Annotated in this window: 17 protein-coding genes, 2 tRNA genes and 1 pseudogene; 9 read left to right on the forward strand and 11 right to left on the reverse strand. The window is 39.6% G+C overall.

Annotated features, from left to right (window positions below; all coding sequences use genetic code 11):
* Nucleotides 1-41: 41 nt before the first annotated feature.
* From NOS7107_RS26765 to NOS7107_RS26775, 3 genes are all read left to right on the forward strand, one after another.
* Nucleotides 42-734, forward strand: a complete 693-nt coding sequence (locus NOS7107_RS26765) for a DevA family ABC transporter ATP-binding protein (protein ID WP_015116045.1) — start codon at nt 42-44, stop codon at nt 732-734.
* A 218-nt stretch (nt 735-952) separates the two neighbouring features.
* Nucleotides 953-2,797, forward strand: coding sequence for a tetratricopeptide repeat protein (locus NOS7107_RS26770; protein ID WP_015116046.1), 1,845 nt, complete (start codon nt 953-955; stop codon nt 2,795-2,797).
* Nucleotides 2,798-3,397: 600 nt separating this feature from the next.
* On the forward strand, nt 3,398-3,658 hold the full coding sequence (locus NOS7107_RS26775) for a hypothetical protein (protein WP_015116047.1): 261 nt from the start codon (nt 3,398-3,400) through the stop codon (nt 3,656-3,658).
* Nucleotides 3,659-3,876: 218 nt separating this feature from the next.
* On the opposite strand, the gene NOS7107_RS26780 is transcribed toward NOS7107_RS26775, so the two are convergent.
* The 11 genes from NOS7107_RS26780 to NOS7107_RS26840 all read right to left on the reverse strand — a co-directional run bounded on the left by NOS7107_RS26780 (nt 3,877) and on the right by NOS7107_RS26840 (nt 16,610).
* Nucleotides 3,877-5,400, reverse strand: coding sequence for a slipin family protein (locus NOS7107_RS26780; protein WP_015116048.1), 1,524 nt, complete (start codon nt 5,398-5,400; stop codon nt 3,877-3,879).
* A gap of 315 nt (nt 5,401-5,715) precedes the next feature.
* Complete coding sequence (locus NOS7107_RS26785; protein ID WP_083889664.1) at nt 5,716-6,252, reverse strand: IS630 family transposase; 537 nt, start codon at nt 6,250-6,252, stop codon at nt 5,716-5,718.
* On the reverse strand, nt 6,243-6,749 hold the full coding sequence (locus tag NOS7107_RS26790) for a helix-turn-helix domain-containing protein (RefSeq protein ID WP_044499669.1): 507 nt from the start codon (nt 6,747-6,749) through the stop codon (nt 6,243-6,245). The genes NOS7107_RS26785 and NOS7107_RS26790 overlap by 10 nt, the downstream gene beginning before the upstream one ends.
* Before the next feature lie 190 nt (nt 6,750-6,939).
* A complete protein-coding gene (locus tag NOS7107_RS26795; protein WP_015116049.1) occupies nt 6,940-7,512 on the reverse strand; it encodes a Rid family hydrolase in 573 nt (190 codons plus the stop codon).
* Nucleotides 7,513-8,449: 937 nt separating this feature from the next.
* A complete protein-coding gene (locus NOS7107_RS26805) occupies nt 8,450-9,487 on the reverse strand; it encodes a reverse transcriptase family protein (protein WP_015116050.1) in 1,038 nt (345 codons plus the stop codon).
* Nucleotides 9,488-9,926: 439 nt separating this feature from the next.
* Nucleotides 9,927-10,001: transfer RNA gene (locus tag NOS7107_RS26815), tRNA-Ile, on the reverse strand.
* Nucleotides 10,002-10,007: 6 nt separating this feature from the next.
* Nucleotides 10,008-10,080: transfer RNA gene (locus NOS7107_RS26820), tRNA-Tyr, on the reverse strand.
* A 505-nt stretch (nt 10,081-10,585) separates the two neighbouring features.
* Nucleotides 10,586-12,304, reverse strand: coding sequence for a hypothetical protein (locus NOS7107_RS26825; RefSeq protein WP_015116051.1), 1,719 nt, complete (start codon nt 12,302-12,304; stop codon nt 10,586-10,588).
* A gap of 78 nt (nt 12,305-12,382) precedes the next feature.
* Nucleotides 12,383-14,350, reverse strand: coding sequence for an ABC transporter permease subunit (locus tag NOS7107_RS26830; protein ID WP_367579787.1), 1,968 nt, complete (start codon nt 14,348-14,350; stop codon nt 12,383-12,385).
* A complete protein-coding gene (locus tag NOS7107_RS26835) occupies nt 14,328-15,278 on the reverse strand; it encodes an ABC transporter ATP-binding protein (protein ID WP_015116053.1) in 951 nt (316 codons plus the stop codon). The genes NOS7107_RS26830 and NOS7107_RS26835 overlap by 23 nt, the downstream gene beginning before the upstream one ends.
* 465 nt (nt 15,279-15,743) lie before the next feature.
* Nucleotides 15,744-16,610 (reverse strand): mechanosensitive ion channel family protein, encoded by an 867-nt coding sequence (locus NOS7107_RS26840; protein WP_015116054.1) that lies wholly within the window; start codon nt 16,608-16,610, stop codon nt 15,744-15,746.
* A gap of 253 nt (nt 16,611-16,863) precedes the next feature.
* On the opposite strand from NOS7107_RS26840, the gene leuB reads away from it, so the two are divergent.
* From leuB to NOS7107_RS29615, 6 genes and pseudogenes are all read left to right on the forward strand, one after another.
* Nucleotides 16,864-17,949 (forward strand): 3-isopropylmalate dehydrogenase, encoded by a 1,086-nt coding sequence (leuB, locus tag NOS7107_RS26845; protein ID WP_015116055.1) that lies wholly within the window; start codon nt 16,864-16,866, stop codon nt 17,947-17,949.
* Nucleotides 17,950-18,042: 93 nt separating this feature from the next.
* On the forward strand, nt 18,043-18,303 hold the full coding sequence (locus NOS7107_RS26850) for a hypothetical protein (RefSeq protein WP_015116056.1): 261 nt from the start codon (nt 18,043-18,045) through the stop codon (nt 18,301-18,303).
* A gap of 80 nt (nt 18,304-18,383) precedes the next feature.
* Nucleotides 18,384-19,205 (forward strand): A24 family peptidase, encoded by an 822-nt coding sequence (locus NOS7107_RS26855; protein ID WP_044500389.1) that lies wholly within the window; start codon nt 18,384-18,386, stop codon nt 19,203-19,205.
* Between the two features lie 255 nt (nt 19,206-19,460).
* A complete protein-coding gene (locus NOS7107_RS26860) occupies nt 19,461-19,865 on the forward strand; it encodes a hypothetical protein (protein WP_015116058.1) in 405 nt (134 codons plus the stop codon).
* Nucleotides 19,858-20,514 (forward strand): caspase family protein, encoded by a 657-nt coding sequence (locus tag NOS7107_RS29610; RefSeq protein ID WP_015116059.1) that lies wholly within the window; start codon nt 19,858-19,860, stop codon nt 20,512-20,514. Before NOS7107_RS26860 ends, NOS7107_RS29610 begins: the two co-directional genes overlap by 8 nt.
* A gap of 356 nt (nt 20,515-20,870) precedes the next feature.
* Nucleotides 20,871-21,710, forward strand: a pseudogene (locus NOS7107_RS29615) (formylglycine-generating enzyme family protein); the annotation flags it as partial.
* Nucleotides 21,711-21,836: the final 126 nt, after the last annotated feature.

The following is a 21,836-nucleotide window of genomic DNA, read 5'->3' on the forward strand; positions in this document are numbered from 1 at the left end:
CGAAACATACTGAGAATTTCTCATTAAATTCTGACTTACTTATGACTCACAAACCCATTATTTCCATTGATAATCTCAATCACTACTTTGGTCATGGGCCACTGCGTAAGCAAGTCTTGTTTAAAATCAACTTAGAAATTAACGCTGGTGAAATTATTATTTTGACAGGCCCTTCTGGCTCTGGTAAGACTACTTTATTAACTTTAGTCGGTGGGTTGCGTTCTCCACAATTTGGCAGCTTACAGGTTTTAGGACAAGAACTTTGCGGCGGTACAGCCGAACAATTAGTGCAGACACGCCGCCATAACGGTTATATCTTTCAAGCACACAACCTGCATGGTAGTTTAACCGCAGTGCAGAATGTCAAAATCGGTTTAGAATTACACCCACATATTAGTCCCGAAGAAATCCAAACGCGCTCAATCTTGATGCTAGAACAGGTTGGTTTGGGAAATCACCTGCATTACTATCCTGATAAACTCTCAGGCGGGCAAAAACAACGAGTAGCGATCGCCCGCGCTTTGGTAAGTTATCCCAAAATTGTCTTAGCCGATGAACCGACAGCCGCCCTTGATAGTCAGTCTGGTCGAGATGTAGTTAACCTGATGCAAAAACTCGCTAGAGAACAAGGCTGTACCATCTTAATGGTGACTCACGACCATCGGATTTTAGACATTGCCGATCGCATTGTGCAGATGGAAGATGGCAAGTTAGTGCAAGCAGCCTCAAGATAAAATTATTCACAACATCGTCGTGTGTTCGCAATATGGTCGTCACAACTGTATGTGATATTAAATGCTGTATTTGGTTACAAAATGCTTTTTTTTGGGTATAAGGTAGGGCTTCCTACCTTTTTTTTATTTATGCGATCGCTTTTTTGCCGCAATTAAAGTTCCTACTTCCTCCCCTAACATTAAAATGGAGATTAATGTAAAGTTATCCCATAGCCAAAGTGTCAGACTCTCTGCCATTGCGCGATCGCTACCTCGCTTTAATTGACGAAATTGTGCAACTCACCCTCCAGGGCAAAATTAGCTCGGTGGAGATGGTGTACCAAATGTTGCAAAAAGGTATAACATCTGGTACAGGGGAAATATTTGAGTTAGCGTTGAGCGATCGCTTGAGTACCATCCAAAGTCAGGTAGACAGCGAAAAGGATGAACTCAAAAAAGCCAAGGCTAACCGCAGTCTCAGAGCAATTAAAACAATTCAAAATCAATGGCAACGTTATTGGGAACAAAATAAAGCCATAGAAGCGATCGCCTTAGCAGTTCGAGAAATTACCACCGCTTCCGCAGATGAACGCCTCTCTACATTCTTGCGTTTCACTGATCCCAATCAAAAGCAACCATTCAACTCATCACAATTACAACAGTTAGCCAAAGGTTTACAACAATTTGCTCAATTAGATACTGATATCGAACAAATCTCACAAGGCATTATGCGTGGTTTGGCTGGTTGGCAAAAACTCCAAGACCACTTGATTAGTTGGATGTATGAGCAAAATCGAGAATTGGGGTTTGGCGGCGTACCAGGAGAAAATGGCCCTTGGGCAACTTGGGCAAAAAAAGTTAACAGCGAGTTCCCCCAAGCGCTGTTTCGCAGTTTAGCTTTGGAACAATCGGCAATCGAATTTGCCCAACAGCGACGTAATATCATCCTCAGCGATTGGGTAGAAATGACGTTGATATTACAGTATTTGCAACGCGGGTTAGTCAGTTGGTTTGACCAACAACCATATAATGTGCAAGCAGGCTCAAAATTATCAATTTCGACTTTTTTGACCTTTGCCGTGATTTGGAGTCAGTTAGCGAGTGGTTTTGGCAACACTGCGGCTATCTATGGTGATGGTGGTTCCCAAATTATGCTGCAAATTCTGCGGAATTTTGCCCAGCGGGCATATTTTCCCCTGTATGGTGGGATATTTGCTTCTTTTTCAGGTAGTTATTTACGCAACGCCTTAGATTATTTAGATGAACCATTACGCCAAGTTGAGGGAACCCAAGAAAAAGCCAGAATTTTGACGTTATTGGGTTATTCACAGCGAGCTTTAGGACAATATCAACGCTCGATTAATTTTCATCAGCAAGCATTAGAAATAGCCAGATATGCAGGCGATCGCCCCTGTGAAATTGCCAATCTCAACCACCTCAGCCGCACCTATGTACAGGAAAAAGATTATGGCGAGGCGATTAATTATAGCCAACGGGCGTTAATCTTGAGTCGGCAAGCAGGCGATCGCACAGGTGAAGCCAATGCTTTGGTAAATTTGGGTTACAGCAAAGTTATGCAGGCGCAACAATTAGAACAAATTGAACCAGAAAGTTATGAAATGCCAATTAATTATTTAGCACAAGGTTTAAAGTTATTAGATAAATTAGGAGATATCCAAAGTAAAGCCTTGTGTTTGAGTAGTTTAGGTATTGCTTATCTTGTAATTGATGAAGCGCCAACTGCGATTAAATATTTAGAAGATGGTTTTAAAACAGCACAAACTTGCGGAGACTTATATCTTCAAGGACGAAATTTAGCATATTTAGCTGAAGCTTATTATCAACTACAAAATGCCGAAAAAGCCATTTATACTGGTGGTTTGGGAATGTATATTTTAGAGCAGATTGCTTCTAGTGAATGGAAACAGCCCGCAGGTTTATTAACAATTTTGCAAGGACAAATAGGCAAAGAAGCATTCCAAAATCTATTACAACAACACCGTTCTAAAATTATGGCGATTATCGGTGTTGATGGCTATGATCACATCCCAGCAATATTAACAACATATCAGCAAGATATTTAATTAGCAGGGAAGCTCATAACTCCCTTTGCTGAAGTTGATGGATTTGAAAGTAAGTAACCTGAATGCTAACATTTTGTTGCATCTCCTATGTAAACGCGGTTAGTTTTTGATAAAGCGCGATCACCTGATTTTTTAATCCAGAATCTTGATATTGAATTTTTGCTCAAGTAAACAAGATCAGGGATGGCACAAACCCCACCATAGGCGATCGCATTCAATTTTTGATAAAATCTGGCAAACTTGACCTTGTGTTTCTCTTCATATCCTTCTGGATAAGCACAGATTGGCAAGTATAGACTTTCCTACAAACATAGAAAAAAGCTATCGAATTGATTACATAAACTGTATTGTGCTTGATGGCGGTAGTTGGTCTGGTTTTAATTCTATATCTGCAATTCCATAAACTTTCCAATTTAATCTGGGAATTTTAAATCGATTTTGATGTATCCTAGATTTTCTTAGGTAATTTTTTCAACACCCAAGTTCATAAAACTTTTTTACGGATTTCCCTCAAGGTTCTTGAAGAAGTTCTTGAACTCTCTAAGAATCTACCTTTTGTTGCTTATTTCTTTGTCACACTTTAAGGCTTAACAAATCATCATGGATATACGACTCATCAAAAAATCCGAAAAATTAATCCTGAAAAAAATAAAACAGATAGAAGAAGAAAATCTTTCAATAGATGATTTTGAGAGCCAAGAAGCCACATCTGAGGAGAAACAAGTAATTAATGTAGTAGAAAATAGAGAGGACGACTATATTCCGTTGCGAGATAATCCTGTAGTTTTATCTATCGCCAATTCAGGATGGCAGGTTTCGGAAATCCTCAGAGATATCAGAGTAGATACTTTCTGTGATTGATCAATAATTTGGTAAAAATCGATAGGTTCAGATACCCGAATTCTCTAAAAATTTGGGTATCTTGTGGAACAAAAGCAGGCAAATACTCACTTATTTTAAATGCGTTGTGGCCAGCTTTTTACTAGTTATCACAATAACTTGATATCTTCTGGAAATGTAGTCAAGGCTATTTTGGGATAGCCTACTTTGGAGAAGGTAATTCGCGCATGGTAATTTTATTACCGATTAATCCGAATCAACTCTGTCAGAATACTATCCAAGCTACCATTAACTTGAATTTTTTCAATCTTCTCGGCAATTCGTTCTAGTATTTCTAGTTCTTTTAACCGCAATGCGACGGGATTATCTTCCATAACTCTGGCAGTATTTAACATACTGCGAGTTGCAGCCGTTTCTTCACGACGACGAACTACGTTGGCTTGGGCGGTTTTTTCCGCTTCTACCACTTTACTCAAAATGGTTTTAATTTCACCAGGAAGAATAATATCTTTCACCCCTACCGAATCGACTTCAATTCCATAGTCAGCGGTTCTTTGGCTGATGTATTCAAAAATACTATTATCAATCGCGCCTTTATCCTCTAGTAACGCATCTAAGGTTCGTTCGCCGACTGCGCCACGCAAAGCAAATTGTAGCTCTTTGTATAAGTAGCCAACAATATCCGCTAACCCATTTTTGGCTCTCAGAGGGTCGATGATGCGATATCCAGCAGTTAAATTTAAGCGTAACGGTACCTTATCTTTAGACAGAATATCTTGACCAGATACTTCTAAGGTTTGCTGACGTAGATCAAAAACTTGTGTTTGCACAGAACGCCCGAACACCCACCAGACGTGCATTCCTGGTTGCAATTGTGTTTGAAACTCTTGATTGATATACAGTAGCCCAAGGTACTGTGCTGGAACTTCGCAGATATGCAAACAATTACGGCTCAAAGTGAGAGTTTCTGGTAAACCTGAAACTAATTCAGCAATTAAACGTGGTGGTAATGTTGCATCAGTATTGATGTCAATCACTTCTACTTCCATACCCCGCCAAAATAGTTTGCGACTACATGGTTTGAGGATAGCAATTACTTTACCTTGATAACGAGCGATCGCTACTTGTTGATTTTGTAATTGCACTGTCTCACAATAAGCCGCGACAAACTCAGGATGTCGTTCAATCAGCACCTCTTCTAAAGGAAAATCTGGATTTGGGACAATCCGGCTGAGAGTTCGTACTGTCACATCTCGATCAGTAGCCCAAAAAGCATACTCACCAGATTCTAGCGGCTGTATAAAGTTATTCTGCACATACAGTAAACCAATCTCATACTCGGAAATTTGGAATTTCTTAATTCCATTCAAGGCAATTCCCCGTAATTGTTGCACAAATTCAGCAGGTAATGCCAAACTTTCATTCAAGTTAAAAAGGTGAGTTTCTACCTCAATAAAACCACGCCAAAAAGCTCTGAGTTGATTTGGTGGAACACTAACCCAATTTTGACCCCAGTGGACTAAGGCTGCTTGATTGAATCCAGTTCTTACTACTACAAGATGTTCCTGTAACTCTGAACTGTGATTTCGCAGCAATAGTTCCAAGTTTTCAATCTTAGCTTCTGGTTGGTTGAGGTTATAGGTTGTGACTTGCCAATGCTTGCCAAAATAAGTGTAAGTACCAGGCTGCAAAATTTTCTTAAAATCACTGCGGTGATATAAGATACCAATTTCGTTAGGTTTGATATAGAACGTTTTCCACATAGTAATTCCCATAGATAACTTAGGCAGTTGTAGCCTAGAAAGAAGATTTGATAAAAACATTTATCAGTTTCGCTTGAAGAATTTACCTGGATGTTTTCTGGCAAGTAGGGAAAGCTTGATGTATCACAAATTGCCTGACACACCCTGTAATTGAGCTAATAAGTTTCTAACATCTGTAATATACATAATACATTGTAATTTTAAACTCCGCAAATGTTGAAATTTATTTACTACTCATCTGTAATACTCTGTACTACAAAGAGAGTTATACCAATTCAAAAAATGTTTGCGACAGATAAGGCATTGAGGATGAAGTCATAACCAGTCAAAGAAGCAGCAATTTGAGGAGTGAGGAGAGCTAGGAGTTGAGCAACCTTGGTTTGCAGATGCTCGCCTGTTATCAAATAGCTCCCATTTCAAGTCTTGCTTGAGATATTCCCAAACGCGCTCTATGGGATTGAGTTCAGGAGAATGAGCAGGCTGGAACAAAAGAACAATATTCTCTGGAATTTGTAAACGTTTAGCTTGATGAAATAAGCCGTTATCAACTTGGAGAATGTTAAGTGATTTGGGATAACAGGCAGCGAACTCGTTCAAAAATTGTTGGTAGCATTCGGTATCAACATGAGAAAACTGCCAAAATAAACTTTCCCCAGTAAGTGGTTCAACTGCTCCATATAGCCAGAACGCTTTAAATTGCCACTGCCAATCACCAATAGGCTTAACTCCGGGAAGAGTAATTTTACGTCCTTCAATGGTTTTGAGTCCAAATCGACTCTCATCTTGTACAAAATAACGAATATTTTCGTACTGAGGCAAGATAATGGCACTGTATTGAGCAATTAATTGCAAGTCATCACCGAGTTTTTTTTAAAAGACTCTAGTTTTTCTTCGTCCTGTTTTCGGTTACGCGGACGTGGGACTTTCAGCTTGGCTTTGAGCCTGTAACGTGCCAGATGATGTACAGTTGCGTACTCAGCTTGCACACCCAAGGTTTTTTCTAACCAATGTTGTATTTGTGTGTACCGTTGAAACCCACCTTCTGGTTGTTCGAGTTGTTTTTTCAAACTCGATACAGCCCAATCTGGTATTGCTCTTTTTCGACCTGAACTCGTTCCAAATTCAACAACCGCCTCAATTCCTCCTTCTCGATAATCTGCCAACCATCGATGTACTGTAGCTCGATGTTTTCCCAAGATTTTAGCAATCTCACTTACACTCATTTCTTGCCCTTTAATCAGATATAGGGCTTGTATACGTTCTTTGCTCCGAGACTGTTTTTGATGTTTGAGCAACTTCTCTAGTTCCTCGACACTTTCTTCTATCTCGATTTGTGTTACCCCTACCATCACATACCCTGAATGCTACTTCTGTCTATTTTTACCATTTGTCGCATTCTTTTTTCAAATTGGTATTAGCGATCATCGCTAGATGAAACATAAAAAATGAGGGTGCGTTAGGCTTCAAACCTTAACACACCCTGAATCTACACCCTGATACTTTAAAAAATAAGGTGTAGCAACTTGACATTTCCTAAAATTAATACCAGCCTCTATTAGGTGATTCTGGAATCACCGCATAAGCATCAATTTCAAACAACATACCATCCAGAGCCAATCTCGGAACAGGAATCAGTGTGTTTGCAGGTGGTGTGTTACCCCACAAATTACCAATTTCGCGTCCTAATGGAATTAATTTTTCTTGGGTGTGATTTACTATCAGCACAGTTGTTTTAACTACATCTTTAGGTCTTGCACCGGCTGCATTTAAGGCAAACCGCAGATTTTGAAAAGCCCTGACTAATTGCCCTTCGTAGTCACTAGACACAAGATTTCCTTGTAAGTCTGACCCAAATTGACCAGAAATATACACAGTTCTTGTTCTTGGTGGTGTAATTGCTATGTGACTATAGCCATTTTGAGGAGCATTATATAAAGTTGGCGGGTTCAGCAAAGTCACATCTCTATTTGCATTACCCTGAGCGACTACTTCCTTTTGTGTTCCTGCAACTAAGGCGGTACCTAATCCGCTACCTCCTAGCCACAAAAGAGCATTTCGCCGTGAAAATTTTGTCACTATTGAATTGACTGCACTGGTGATACGTTGAGTCATTGAAGCTCCGTAGATATTAAGTTATTTATTTTTGACTAGGCTCAAATTCTATTATGTAGTTAATATGCCTCAAAAATCACCACAAATCCCACTAATTGGGTGCAATTACGCAACGAATATACTAACTTTAAAATATCTTTAATATTTGACTAATTGGTCTAAAAAATTTAGAATTTTTGAAAAAAATCGCTACTTTTACAAAATTTTTGCTGTGCTTGGTTTTCTGAGTACACAAATAATATCAGCATCAAATTGGATTGCTTTAATTTATTATGAGTAATTTTGGAAAAATACCATATATCTAATTTTAAACTCTGCAAATGTCAGTGTTTACAGTTGAGTTGCGGGCAAAAGCCTCTCCAAAACTGGATTAAGATTGTTGCTAATTTCTGGAAACTACCCAAAGATAATCTCAAAAAAGATAGCAAATCTCAAATATGCCGTTCAGTTTGTCAGTTCCAGAAAACTGGATGTGACCAACGAAGGGACATACTCAAAATTAAGGAGGAAACAATTGCACTGGCTTCCTGGCTGTTACTAACGAAGATTATGAGTAATCAACGGTAGCAGAACACGAACATCGCAGAGTTTACTAACCAAAATAGATTTTTTCTTTCTTGGTTTTTCCCGATTCTGTGAGTGCGAAATAGCCTTGTCCCTAACAAGGTGCCTTTATCCAAGGCGAGGTGTTGTGTGAGAAAATACAGGGTTTTTACCTGTTACCAATCGGCGATACACCGATCGCTCACTTAGTGAAATAACTTTCTCATGACTAGTTACATATCAGGCAGCGGTATACGTTCAATCCAATGGTTGACGTACCAGTTGAGCATACAGAACTCAAACTAGAGCTTTGCACAATGTATTTCTAATCGATACTTAATTTAACTCAAGCAGATATGCAGAAACAGACGGTAATTACTTAAGGAAATACTTCTCAATTTTTCTTGCCATATTTTTTCTGAATACGCTGAATTTGTTGTTGGAACTCTGCACCTTTTTCGGGGTTTACCATTGCGACAAAGTTGGCGAATCCGGTGATTGAGGTGAGAAGATGAGAAGATTTACCCCAATATTTACCGTCTAACCCTTCATTTTCTATTTGATGTAGAGTTGCACGGAAGTTTTTTAATTTTTTCCGAGAAATATTAGTTTTTTCGTTGACGATAATCCCCGTCACTTCTTGCTGTTGAGAGTTTCGCAAAATGCGGGTTTTGTCTGGGTTGATGGCAAATCCTTCGTCAGAGATAATGGATTGAGCTTGTTTAATGAAATTACTGGTATATTTAACATTCTCACCTGATGCTGAAAATGTTAAATCATCAACATAACGAGTGTAGGTAAAAGTAGATTTTGTGGCGATCGCACTTAAACGCTCATCTAAACTCCGACAAATAATATTAGTAATTGTGGGGCTGGCTGGGGAGCCTTGGGGAAGATGACGTTGCTTGAGTTCAACAAAGTCTATTTTACCGTTTACGTTGCGTTCTTCAACTACGGGTGCAGTACACAATAGCCCAAAGATTGTAGCAACAGATGAAGAATAACCGAAAGATTGAAATAATCCTTTAACACGCTGATATGTAATAGCCGAGAAAAAATCTTGTAAATCAAGGTTAATAATTATTTTTGCACCAACATGAGGGGTAGCATTAGTGATGATGGAGCGATCGCCACAAAAACCATGTGCGGCATTATTAATGGCAATTTTTTGTAAGATATTCTGCAAAATCCAGTTTTGAGCGCGTTTTAAATCCGGCAATGGTGCAGAAATAATTCGCGTTCCTGCAATTTTTTTTGCAGTTTTGAAGTGAATGTAATGTGAAATCTGGGAACCTTGAGAATTAAATGCTAAAAAACGAAGTCGATCAATACTAATTTTCATAGCCGCTGCAATTTGCTCGGCATTATATATATCTAAATTGTATTTTTTTAACTGTTCTATATTTTCTTGCGTATTATTTTTCCAACTCATTTTAAAACTCTGCAAATGTAGGTTTTTACAGTTCAGTTGCGGGCAAATGTATCTCCAAAACTGGATTAAGATTGTTACTACTTTCTTGAAACTACCCAAAGATAATCTCAAAAAAGACAGCAACGCTCAAATATGCCGTTCAGCTTGCCCATTCTAGATAACTGGAAGTAAACGAAGGACATACTCAAGTTGAAGAGAAAACATTTGCACAGGCTCCTTAACTGTGACTACCAACACCACGAGGTGATATTAGTAGTCAACCTACAATGCAGAGTTTTTACTCAAATTCAATTAGCTACCCCTTGACGGGGTAGTGTTTTTTAACCTGGAAAGGTTTTTGGTGGCAGAAAGTGGATTTGAACCACTGATCTTTGGGGACAAGCCCAACGAGCTAACCAACTGCTCTATTCCGCAAATTTGTCTTTTAACCCGGACAGGGTGGGAGAAAGTACAGGAATTGAACCTGCAACACATCGATTATGAGTCGATTGCTCTACCAGTGAGCTAACTTTCAGGGTGTTGGTGTTTGATGTAGGAGTCGAACCTACGACCAGCCGAGTACCTCGGATGCTCTACCACTGAGCTAATCAAGCGATGGAGTAACAACCAATTACTCTACGGTATACGCACAATCCAGAGGTTGGCGCACCAGTTGGGTATAGAGAACCCGAACCATAGTTGAGAAAATGTATTATTACCTTGTAACTTAATGTAGCACAAAGGAATTGAAAGTCAACTTATTGCTGGTGGTGGTGCGATCGCACTACTATAAGACTTTAGTTAGAAGAAAACAGAATTTTCACTCAGTACAAATATTATTTTTGACTGAATCCAGACAGATTTAACTGATATCTACAGCTAATGATAGAGTTCATTCGTATCTTCAATATTTAGCATCAAAGTAGTCACAAATATTAATCCATCCACTAAAAGCTGTATTTTAAATATTATGCCTGTTAACTGCTTGACACAGCTAAATAAGAATACAGTTACCAGAATCAATATAGTATTTCTAAATCATTCGTAAACAAACAGATACCCAACTTCTTAAAGAAGTCGGGTATCTAAAACTTTTACAATTCACAAAAGCGAAATTATTTAAATAGCATACTCATTTCCTGATAACAATGCTTTAGTTGCAGACTCTCCTGCTTTTTTCAACTTACGCATTAGTTGAGATACCAAAAGTCCGGTGAGTGCAAAATGTCCTAAAATTGCCAGAAAATAAGTCAATGATAATCCATTGGTGCTTGTTGGCGGAGATAAAGCGATGACTGGCGCAGCAATGGAAAATAGCCAAACTACAGCATAGTTGTCAGGTTTAGAGAAAAATATTCCTAATAAAATGGGTGGGAGTATAATTACAGACATTAACACCCCTGTTGCCCATAATTGGCGCTGTTCATTTTTCATGAATAGAACTAATTGGGTCAAGGCTGCATACATAACAGCTAAACTCCCAGCAAAAAGCAGTGCTAGGCAAGCATTAGTTTTATTTTCGCTATCTGCTTGGGAGATTAAAACAAAGCAACTTAAGCCTGTAACAGACATTATCGCATTAATAGCGATCGCTAAAATTGCCGGACTTTTTTCACCCCAGATTAAATCATTAACTAAACTATTTTTTCCTAAACCTTTGGTATGAAAAATATGTCTATATCTTGCCCAATCTTGTAGTGTTATACGACCAGGACTGATGGCTGCAATTAAATATAAAAACAGCACTAAGTTCAAAACCATTAAAAGACCGATATTTTCTTGAATTGCATAACTCCTAGGTGAGATATTAAATATTAAATCTTGCCAATCAGCACATCCTAAAATAATGACACTAAAGCAAACAGTGAGTAGATAACTGTGCTTTTTAGTCAACATAGTTGCATTAGGATCAGAAAAGCAACGCTGTAAAGATTGCCAAATAAAGTACGCACCTACAAAATAAACTACTATTGCAAAGCAAGCTGTAGTGATAAAACTTTCTCCTACAGGCAGAACAAACCAAAAAAAGTCGGTAAACTGGGGAATATTTTTGGTTAATTCAGAATTAATCTCAGGATATGGAATTAAGAAACATGGGTTAACTAGCCCAAAAAAGCTCACTGGATTATTAGCAGAAAAATTAGATGCTATGGTTTGCTTGCTAAATATGAGATAACCTAATAATGCGCCACTACCTAACCAAGCTTGAAAACTGCCTAACCAAGAACCAACTAAGCCAAATAATAATGCAGCACTGTAGTAGACCAAACTAGCAGCTATGACTACTGCATAAAAACTGATAATTTCCATTAAAGGAATTTTCGCATTCAACCCTGACCATAAATGCAAAGGTAAGGCTAACACTACAACAACATAAATTAAGGCTGGAACACCTAGAATTTTCCCCCATAAAATACTTTGTGATGATTGGGGACTAAGGCGAATAAAATTGAGAGTATCACGTCTTTCTTCTGTAGCTAAATCATTAATCAGAAGATAGCTTCCTGCTGCTAATAATCCAAAGCTAACAATAATACTCAGCCAAGTAAAAATATCAAACGACCACAATTGCCAATTGATGATAACTTGACCTAACCCATCAGTTAGGCATTCTGGATATTCATATTTTGTGATACCTGTACAATATTTATTGGGACTACCTTGTAATACACTCAGGCGTGTAGGTAACTGGGCTTGAAATGACATGAATAATATAAATTGACCCAAAAAAGATATAGCAGATGCTAATACGATATTACGTGTTTTTAGCCGCCCTCTGAGTTCTCTAAATAACTGTGGATTCCAATTTCCTAAGCGATGTATCAAACCTTCTATCATTACTATATTCTCCCAAAAAATACTTAATAAACAGCTTAAAAAGAACTAGTTGAATATCTAGTTCCCCTTTTTTATAAATTAGCGTCCTGCTAACAATGCTTTTGTCGCAGATTCTCCAGCTAACTTCACCTGATTTGTTAAATGTAAATTTAACAATGTTAAAACAGTAACCTCAGCTAAAAGTGACATAAAAACAGTGAATGTTGCTGAGTGTTCTAGTCCTAACCAAGGAAAATTAGAAAATAACCAAAAGACAGAATCTGCTTCAGGTGTAATGTTCAACAGACTATAAATTGTTGGTGGCGTAAATATCAACACACCTATAGTTGCGATCGCAAATAAAGTTCGCCGTGGAGTTTTGAGTAATAATATTCTCTGCGCTATAGTTGCATAAATCATAGCTAAACTAATAAACATAGCTAATCCTAAGATAGCTTTCATTCTGCCAATTTTGTTCACCCATTCAATGGCATTGTTATCATGAGTATTCAACGCAGGGGCGAGTATAATCCAAACTAGTAAGGGGATAGTAATGATTATTAAACTCAACGCAACTGAAACTATGATAGGACTTTTATCATGCCAAATTAAATCGCGCCATACAGATTTATTGCTAAAAGCACCGCTACTAGATGTTTGTTGATGGCGATATCTTGCCCAATCTTGTATTTGTTGTCTATGAGGAGACAAAATTACTAACAAGCAAGTTAGTAAAACCAGGTTAAATAATACAATCCAGAAGAAATTTTGACCGATTTGATAATTCAAATCATAGTAGCAGTTTATTGGTTTATATTGTCGGTAAGCGGGGCAGTAATTCTTGGTATATTGCAGAGTAAAACCCCAAAAAATTACTTGAGCGCCAGCTAGAAGTAAGTAACTTTGTCCTTTACTGAGTAAGGTAGCATTAGGATTGCGAAACCGCCGTTTGAGTGCTTGCCAAATCCAATAGCAGCTAACACCATAATTGAATAGATGTAATCCTATAAATGTAAAAACATTCTTCCCTAATGGTATATAGAAAAATTGGGTTTCTGATAAAAGCGATGGATTACCTCTGTTAAATAGATTGGGAAACAGATATTTTGTCATATCAAAAGGACTTAATAGCCTTAGCCAAGCTGCTGTAGTGTGGAGGTTTTGGGTATTTAATGCAAGCTGCATTATAGTTATCAAAAACATAAATACTGCGCCACTAGCTAACCAAGGTTGAAGGCCACTAAATCTATTACTCATTAAGCCAAATAATAATGTGGCACTATAGAAAAAGAAACAACTAGCGCCTAGAAGTATATAAAAACTGAAAATATAACTAATGGCAATTTTGGCAGAAATTCCTGACCAGATGTGTAAGGGAATTGCCAGCAAAATTATCAAGTAAATGATAATTGGTACTCCTAGCATTTTGCCAGTTAAAATGCTGGTTTCTGACTGGGGGCTAAGACGAATAAAGTTGAGAGTGCCACGGCGTTCTTCTTGGGCTAAATTATTGACTAGCAAATATGTACCTGCTACTAATAGTGTATAGATAAAAACTACACAGAGTGTAAGAAATATGTATTCCCAATGGTCGCGCCACCACATTTGAAAGTTAATTTCGGAAATAGGGCATGGTTGCTGATATAGGTTGTAATCTAACTGTTTTTGTTGTGCTTTGAGGGATTGCAATTTATCTTGAGAGTCCAGCAGTTTTGTGAGGTCGTAGTTTTTCTTACTACTATAAAAGTTAACTTGTTTTTGAGTCTGATCTATGAGTTTATAAACTGATTCAATTTGCTTTTGATAAACTTTGCTCAAATTACAATACACCCCATTCATAGGATATTTATTATGGGGATATTTTCCAAGATGATAGAGAAAAAGTCCTAATTGACTAATTAGTGAGATAGCAAAGGCAAATATCAGATGAAAAGGTTTGAGGCGACCTTTAATTTCTCGTAGAAACTGAGGATTCCAGTCGCCAATTTTGTCTAAGAGATTGAGATACATAGCAGAAATTAGGGTAAGTTTGAGGGATGATGCTTTATGATGCTTGTTTATGACCAAGCTTGAGAAAAATGGTTTCTAAGTCTTCTTGAGTGCAATGAAAATCAGTAATGGGTATACCAGATTGAATCAGCGATCGCAGTAATTCTGCACAAGCTGTTTGATCACCAGAAAAATTTACTCTGATATTGTGATTTCCTGGTAAAACTTCCCACGCTTCCACCAAAGGATGATTTTTTAATTCACTAATTACAGCGTCTATTTTTCCCAAGGTTGACAACATAATTTGTTGTCGAGCTAAACGCTCATACAGATGTTTGAGTGAAGCACTTTCTACTAAAAAGCCTAGTTCCATAATTCCAATTGAAGTACACAGTTCCGCTAAATCGCTCAGAACATGGGACGAAATTAAAATTGTCATCCCAGCTTCTTGCAAAGCTTTGATAATTTCACGGAACTGCATCCTGGCGATGGGATCAAGTCCAGATACGGGTTCATCTAGGAGTAATAAAATTGGTTCATGAATGATAGTACGTGCTAAACTAAGGCGCTGCTTCATTCCCCGCGACAGTGTAGCAATTAAACTGTTGCGTTTATTACCTAATTGGATAAGTTCTAAAACTTCATGGAGACGCTGAGTGCGACGTGGTTCGCGCAAACGATACAACCGCGCAAAGTAATCGAGGTAATCCCAGACTGTCAAATCTTCATATAGCGGATAGTCATCGGGTAAGTAGCCAAGACGACGCTTGATAGTGGGGTTACTCTTGTCACGTACCATGCGATCGCCATTAATATATATCTCACCCGTTGTTGGCTCCTCAGCAGTTGCTAACATCCGGATGAGAGTTGTTTTACCCGCGCCATTCGGCCCTATCAGTCCGTATACTTCACCCGCTTGGATTTCTAAATCAACATCATTGACGGCTATATACCTTTCAAATTGCTTAGTGAGTCCACAGGTGCGAATTGCTAATTCTTTTACCATAGCTGCTAGAGTACGGCGGTTAATTACACACTAACCTAGCCTCTCTCTGACATGGTTGTCAGGCTCGTTTCCGAAATTGAAACTGAGTTAATGTCAAATTTATCTTCAGTGTTTAAATATACAGCTAATTACTTCTTAAGCACGTAAAAAAGCAGGTAAAGCATATAACCCAATACGGTTCAGTTAAGGTGATGAGAGTTGATTTCTCAATTCTGCTTACCTATCAGACACTCAGCAAGATTTGGGGGAGAATCCCCCAAGCCCCCTATTGGGTGACGGTTGCGTCCCCCAAACCCCCTCCAAAATCATTCGTGCGTTTTTGGTTGAGTAATTATTTGTTGGTTTTGTTGTAATTTAGTTTTCTTAATATGAACCGTATTGGCATATAACCTACCTACTTGTTCATAAATATTCTTATTTTTTGAAAGAGTTTGACAAATTAAATTTGATGTGTATGGGGCAAACTTAACTCATCATTGATGCAGATGAAATCGCAGAGTCTCCATCATTTGGTGTACCACTTACAGATTGGCTACTAAAGGCATAACGTTGTTCGGGGATAGGATAACCTGCTTCACCAAAGGCTTCCCGGATGGCTTTATTAGTGTCAAAATAAACTTGCCAGTAGTGATCGTTATTGCAGTAGGGACGTACTGCTAAGACTGGCCCGGCTAAATTAAAGGTGATAATTTCCACATCTGGTGCGGGATTATTGATCACATTAGGAATTTCGCTGATTCTGGCTTTTAAACGAGCGATCGCATCATTATGATTCACATCATGATGCAGTTGAGCCAGCAAATCAACTCGACGGTAGGGATTAGCAGAAAAATTTTGGATATTATCAGAAAAAATCTTATTATTGGCGACAATTGTTAAGACATTATCCGGTGTGGTGATATTAGTGGTGAACAGTCCTATTTCTGTAACTGTACCTGTGACACCTGCGGCTGTAATAAAGTCTCCGACTTTAAATGGATTAAAAACAATCAAAAAAGCACCAGCGGCAAAGTTAGCCAACAGTCCACCCCACGCTGCACCGATAGCCACACCTGCTGCGGCTAATAATGCGGCAAAAGAAGTGGTTTCAATGCCGAAAAAGCCGAGAATTGCCACAACTAAAATAATTCTTAAAGTTACGGCAATGATATTCAGCAGGTAGTTAACTAGAGTTGGATCAACGTGTTGACTGCGAAAACCACGTCTGACTAACTTGAGTGCAAAATCAATCAACTTCTGTGCCACAATCCACAGAGCGATCGCACCCAGGATTTTCAAGCCAAACCCTGTTAACAGTGCAATGGCAACTTGTCCGATTTGATTAAAATTCATACTCTTTTTTATTTCTTGCTGCTTTTATCAAAAACATACAAGAAACTGAGTAAAAAATCTTGATGAACAGTTTTTTTTAATCTTTGAATAGATGCGAAATGGCAGATTAACAGTTAATTAAGGCTGACTAATCGTGGTGAAGCCACCAAATTAGACGATTCCAGATTTTGAAACTGAAAATTAAAGCTTCCAGATGTACATCTTGCTCGGTATGATATTTAATCTGCAAGCATTTACCTAATAGAAACTAGCTATGACGCAAAACTACCGCATTACCTTACTTCCCGGCGATGGCATTGGCCCTGAAATTATGGCAGTGGCGGTAGATGTGCTAAAAGTCGTAGGGAAAAAATTTGATATTGAGTTTGCATTCCAGGAAGCTTTGATTGGTGGTGCAGCCATTGACGCAACGGGCGAACCTTTGCCGACTGCAACCTTAGATACTTGTCGGAACAGTGATGCTGTTTTACTCGCCGCTATTGGTGGTTATAAGTGGGATACTTTACCATCTCACCAGCGCCCAGAAGCAGGTTTGTTAGGATTACGCGCGGGTTTAGGTTTATTTGCCAATTTACGCCCCGCCCAAATTCTGCCGCAGTTAATTGACGCTTCGACTTTGAAACGGGAAGTTGTCGAAGGCGTAGATATTATGGTGGTGCGGGAACTCACGGGAGGAATTTACTTTGGTAAACCCAAAGGCATTTTTGAAACTGAGACTGGTGAGAAACGCGGTGTGAATACAATGGTTTACAGCGAGTCAGAAATTGAACGCATCGGGAGAGTTGCCTTTGAAACTGCCAGAAAAAGACGCGGTAAACTCTGTTCTGTGGATAAAGCCAACGTATTAGAAGTATCGCAGTTGTGGCGCGATCGCATCACCAAGCTGTCCGCCGAATATCCCGATGTGGAACTGTCTCACCTATATGTCGATAATGCCGCGATGCAATTAGTCCGCGCTCCTAAACAATTCGATACGATTGTCACAGGTAACTTGTTTGGCGATATTCTCTCCGATGCGGCGGCGATGTTGACTGGCAGTATTGGAATGTTACCTTCTGCTAGTTTGGGTGCTTCTGGCCCTGGCGTATATGAACCAGTCCACGGTTCTGCACCCGATATTGCCGGACTTGATAAAGCCAATCCTCTCGCACAGGTTTTGAGTGCGGCGATGATGTTACGCTACGGGTTAAATCAGCCACAAGCAGCAGATACCATCGAAAAAGCTGTATTGCAAGTTTTAGAACAAGGCGATCGCACAGGCGATATCATGTCACCAGGAATGAATCTTTTGGGTTGCCAAGCAATGGGTAAGTCACTCATTCAAGCACTAGAGAAATAATTCTTTGAGGAGAAACTCGCCAAATTGGCAATTTTTACAAGAAGTTTCGGGTACACTATAGACAAAATCTAGTAAGTAGATAGCAGTAACATAGTGTACGCTTTACGACAAGATACAGCTAATTTCACCGCCTCTAGAATCCAGCCGCCTCTGGTTGATCCCGCTATCATCAGGGCGGCTGGTCAGATTTACTACACATATTGTGAAGTACATCCTGAAATCGCCGGGCAGCCTTCCGGGGTAGCAATTAATCGTGTTACCCATCGAGGTAAGGTGATTTTTACTCACCAACCAGTTCTATTACCTCAAGAATGTTTTGTGCCTTTAAATCAAATTGAGTCCCACATGTATTAGTCAATAGTCAAGTCAATGGTCATTTGACAAATAACAAATGACAAAGCACAAATGACACAGAACATTTGACAAATGACTATATGGACTTTTTAATGGCTGTTCCGGCGATGATTGTTGTTTTCGCCTTGGGTGCATCTATAGGTAGCTTTATCAACGTTGTCGTTTATCGAATCCCTGCGGGGTTATCGATTCTTTGGCCACCTTCCCGTTGCCCCCATTGCTTAAACCAGCTAAAAGCTTATGACAATGTACCTGTGCTGGGATGGTTGTGGTTACGAGGAAAATGCCGTTATTGTAAAAGCAAAATTGCTGTTCGTTATCCGGTGGTAGAAGCGATAACGGGTGTAATTTTTGTCATTGTTTTTTTAGTATTTCAAGTTTCCATTGCTACATTGGGATATTGGACTTTTTGCAGTTGGTTATTAGCCTTAGCCTTAATTGACTTAGATACCATGACTTTACCCAATGCCCTAACGCAATCGGGGTTAGTGGTAGGTTTGGGATATCAAATAATTAGCGGTTTTGTCCCAGAAGCCAGCGGGGTAGGAATAATCAGACACCTGATGATGGGAATAGTCGGTGCAGTTATTGGTTTATGGCTGTTTGAGGCGATCGCCCTTGGTGGTTCAATTGTGTTAGGTAAAACTGCAATGGGGGCGGGAGATGCCAAACTCGCAGCCATGATGGGCGCTTGGCTGGGTTGGCGGTATTTGCTTTTGGCTAGTTTAATTGCCTGTGCCGTGGGAGTATTCATAGGTGGATTAGTAATTGTGCGATCGCCTCAAAAAACAGGAGTAAAAATCCCCTTCGGCCCTTTTTTAGCACTAGGCGCAATCATCACTGTCTTTACCGGCCCAGCCATTTTATCGGCTTATTTGAAATTTGCCTTTCCTTCCAGCTAAATAATATCTGTAAAGTAGGGTGGGCAAAGTTTGCCCACCCTACAAACTACTGCGCGGGTTCAAAACTCTTGATTTTAGTTAGTCCGCGTAGGCGGACTTCGTTTTTATAGCCGCGAATTCCATTCGTCGGGGCTAAGACACCCTTACACCCACTCTCCATAGAAAATCTTTGTGTGTAGTCCTGATTTACTCAAACACCCAGATTAACCGATACAATCGGTTAAACAGACTCTACATTATATTTAAGCGATCTATATGGTAACTAAATCTGATGTTCAGGTGACAGTTTCCCTGACGGAATTGGGCTTGGATGATGAAGAATTGCAAGCCCAAGTACAAAATTTACTCCCCCAGTTGCGAGATGTGGATGGGGTAGAAGACGCAGATTTAGTTGCTGTTACAGAAGTACCACAAGGTTCTAAGGCGTTGGGTGGTTTTTCTTTGGGAACATTTAAAGCACTGGTGAACCCTGCTTTAATTAAGCCTGTGTTTGATTTTTTAGGGCGTTTGTCTAACAAAACCTTTGAAATTGAAGTAGAAGCTTACGGAGAAAAATTCAAGGCGAAAGCTAGTAGCAAAGAAGATTTGATTTTCATCCTCGAAAAAACCGAAACTTTATTGAACAACGCCAAAAATAGACAAGACAGCAATAATGGATAAGGTAGCACTGTTAATTGGGATTAGCGAATATGAACCAGGACTAACACCGCTACCCAATGCTGTGAATGATGTTGAGGCGATGCGGCGAGTTCTGGTAAACCCAGAAATGGGTGATTTTGCACCAGAGAATGTCACAGTGCTGCAAAACCCCCAACGGCAAGAAATGGAAGATGCTATTTATAACTTGTATGCCCATCGTGACAAGGATGACTTGCTGCTGTTTTACTTTTCTGGTCATGGAGTGACAGTTGAAAGCGGTGATTTTTACTTCTCAACTTCCATCACCAGAAAAAATCAAAACAAATTAGTCCCTACAACCGCCGTAGCTGGGACAAGTGTACATAGCTGGATGAACCAAAGCAAATCTAAGCGACAGGTAGTAATTTTAGACTGCTGCTTTAGTGGTGCGTTTGCCAAAGGTTTGACAGCAAAAGACATTGATAATATTGACCTAGAACAAAAATTAGGCGGTGAGGGTAGAGCAATTCTCACAGCTTCTTCTTCTACACAATATGCTTTTGAATCTGATGGTTTAGACTTGTCAATTTACACTCATTATCTTGTAGAAGGCATAGAAAAAGGTCTGATGTGGCTGATGCCATTGAAGCGGAAGTTAAACAACCATATCTGGAGTATCAGCGTAAGTTAGAAGAATATGCAGCAACGCTTGTTGAAACAGTTGAAAGTGAACCAACCCTGAGTGAAAGAACGCTCAACGATTTAAGAGATTATCAGCAACATTTGGGTTTGCGGGATGAAGATGTCGCACCGATAGAAGAAAGGATAATTGGACAAGCAAAACCGCCTGTGTTTGTGGAAGAATTACCTGATGTGGCGTATTCTTCAAACCTAACCCCCAGCCCCTTCCCTACTAGGGAAGGCTACGGTGTACACACAAGTCCAAGTAAAGTAATAACAGAAGGAGTTGTGGGGAGAGGTTTGGAGAGGGGTTCTACTTCACTATTTCAAACTAATCAGTTTGAATTTGAAATAGTGAAGGTGGACGCTAAAGGACAAATCATCAACCGCAGTCAGGGACGCGCCGAGTTTTTTACTGAAGACTTGGGTAATGGCGTAGTTCTAGAAATGGTGTCAATTCCTGGCGGTAAATTCCTCATGGGTTCGCCAGAAAGTGAGGAAGGACGAAGTGACTATGAAAGTCCACAGCATAACGTCACTGTTCCACCCTTTTTTATGGGTAAATTTCCTGTCACCCAAGCTCAATGGAAAGCTGTTGCGGCTCTGGATAAGGTAAATATTGATTTAAATCCCAACCCATCCCATTTTAAAGGCGCTAACCGTCCTGTAGAGTGTGTTTCTTGGGATCATGCGGTAGAGTTTTGCGCTCGATTGTCGAAAAAGACTGGTAAGATATATCGCTTACCCAGTGAAGCAGAGTGGGAATATGCTTGTCGGGCGGGAACAACTACGCCGTTTTATTTTGGTGAAACGATTACGACTGAGTTAGCAAATTACCAAGGAACAGACTGGGAGTATCAAGGAAAAACTTACCCAGGTAATTATGGTCAGGGGCCGAAAGGTGAATATCGGGAACAAACAACAGAAGTTGGGAAATTTCCGGCAAACCCCTTTGGTTTATTCGATATGTGTGGTAATGTATGGTAATGGTGTCAGGATGAGTGGCACAAAAATTATAATAATGCGCCGACTGATGGCAGTGCATGGCTGATTGAGAATGATAATCTATATCCTCTGCTGCGCGGTGGTTAGTGGGGCAGCAATCCTAGGTATTGCCGTTCGGCGAATCGCGGCGGGTATGGGCGTGTCATCAGGTTCGACCTCGTGGGTTTTCGGGTTGTGGTTGTGCGGGGCAGGGCTTCTTAGCACTTTACTCTCTTTTCCTTTTGCCCTCTACACTTTTTTCTTTACCCTTCTCCCGTGCGAAGCGCGACAAAATTTTTTAGATTTTTTGCATCTTGATGAGTGATTTACCCATAATACAGCAATCTC

Origin of the sequence: Nostoc sp. PCC 7107, assembly GCF_000316625.1 — a bacterium.
Taxonomy (GTDB): Bacteria; Cyanobacteriota; Cyanobacteriia; order Cyanobacteriales; family Nostocaceae; genus Nostoc_B.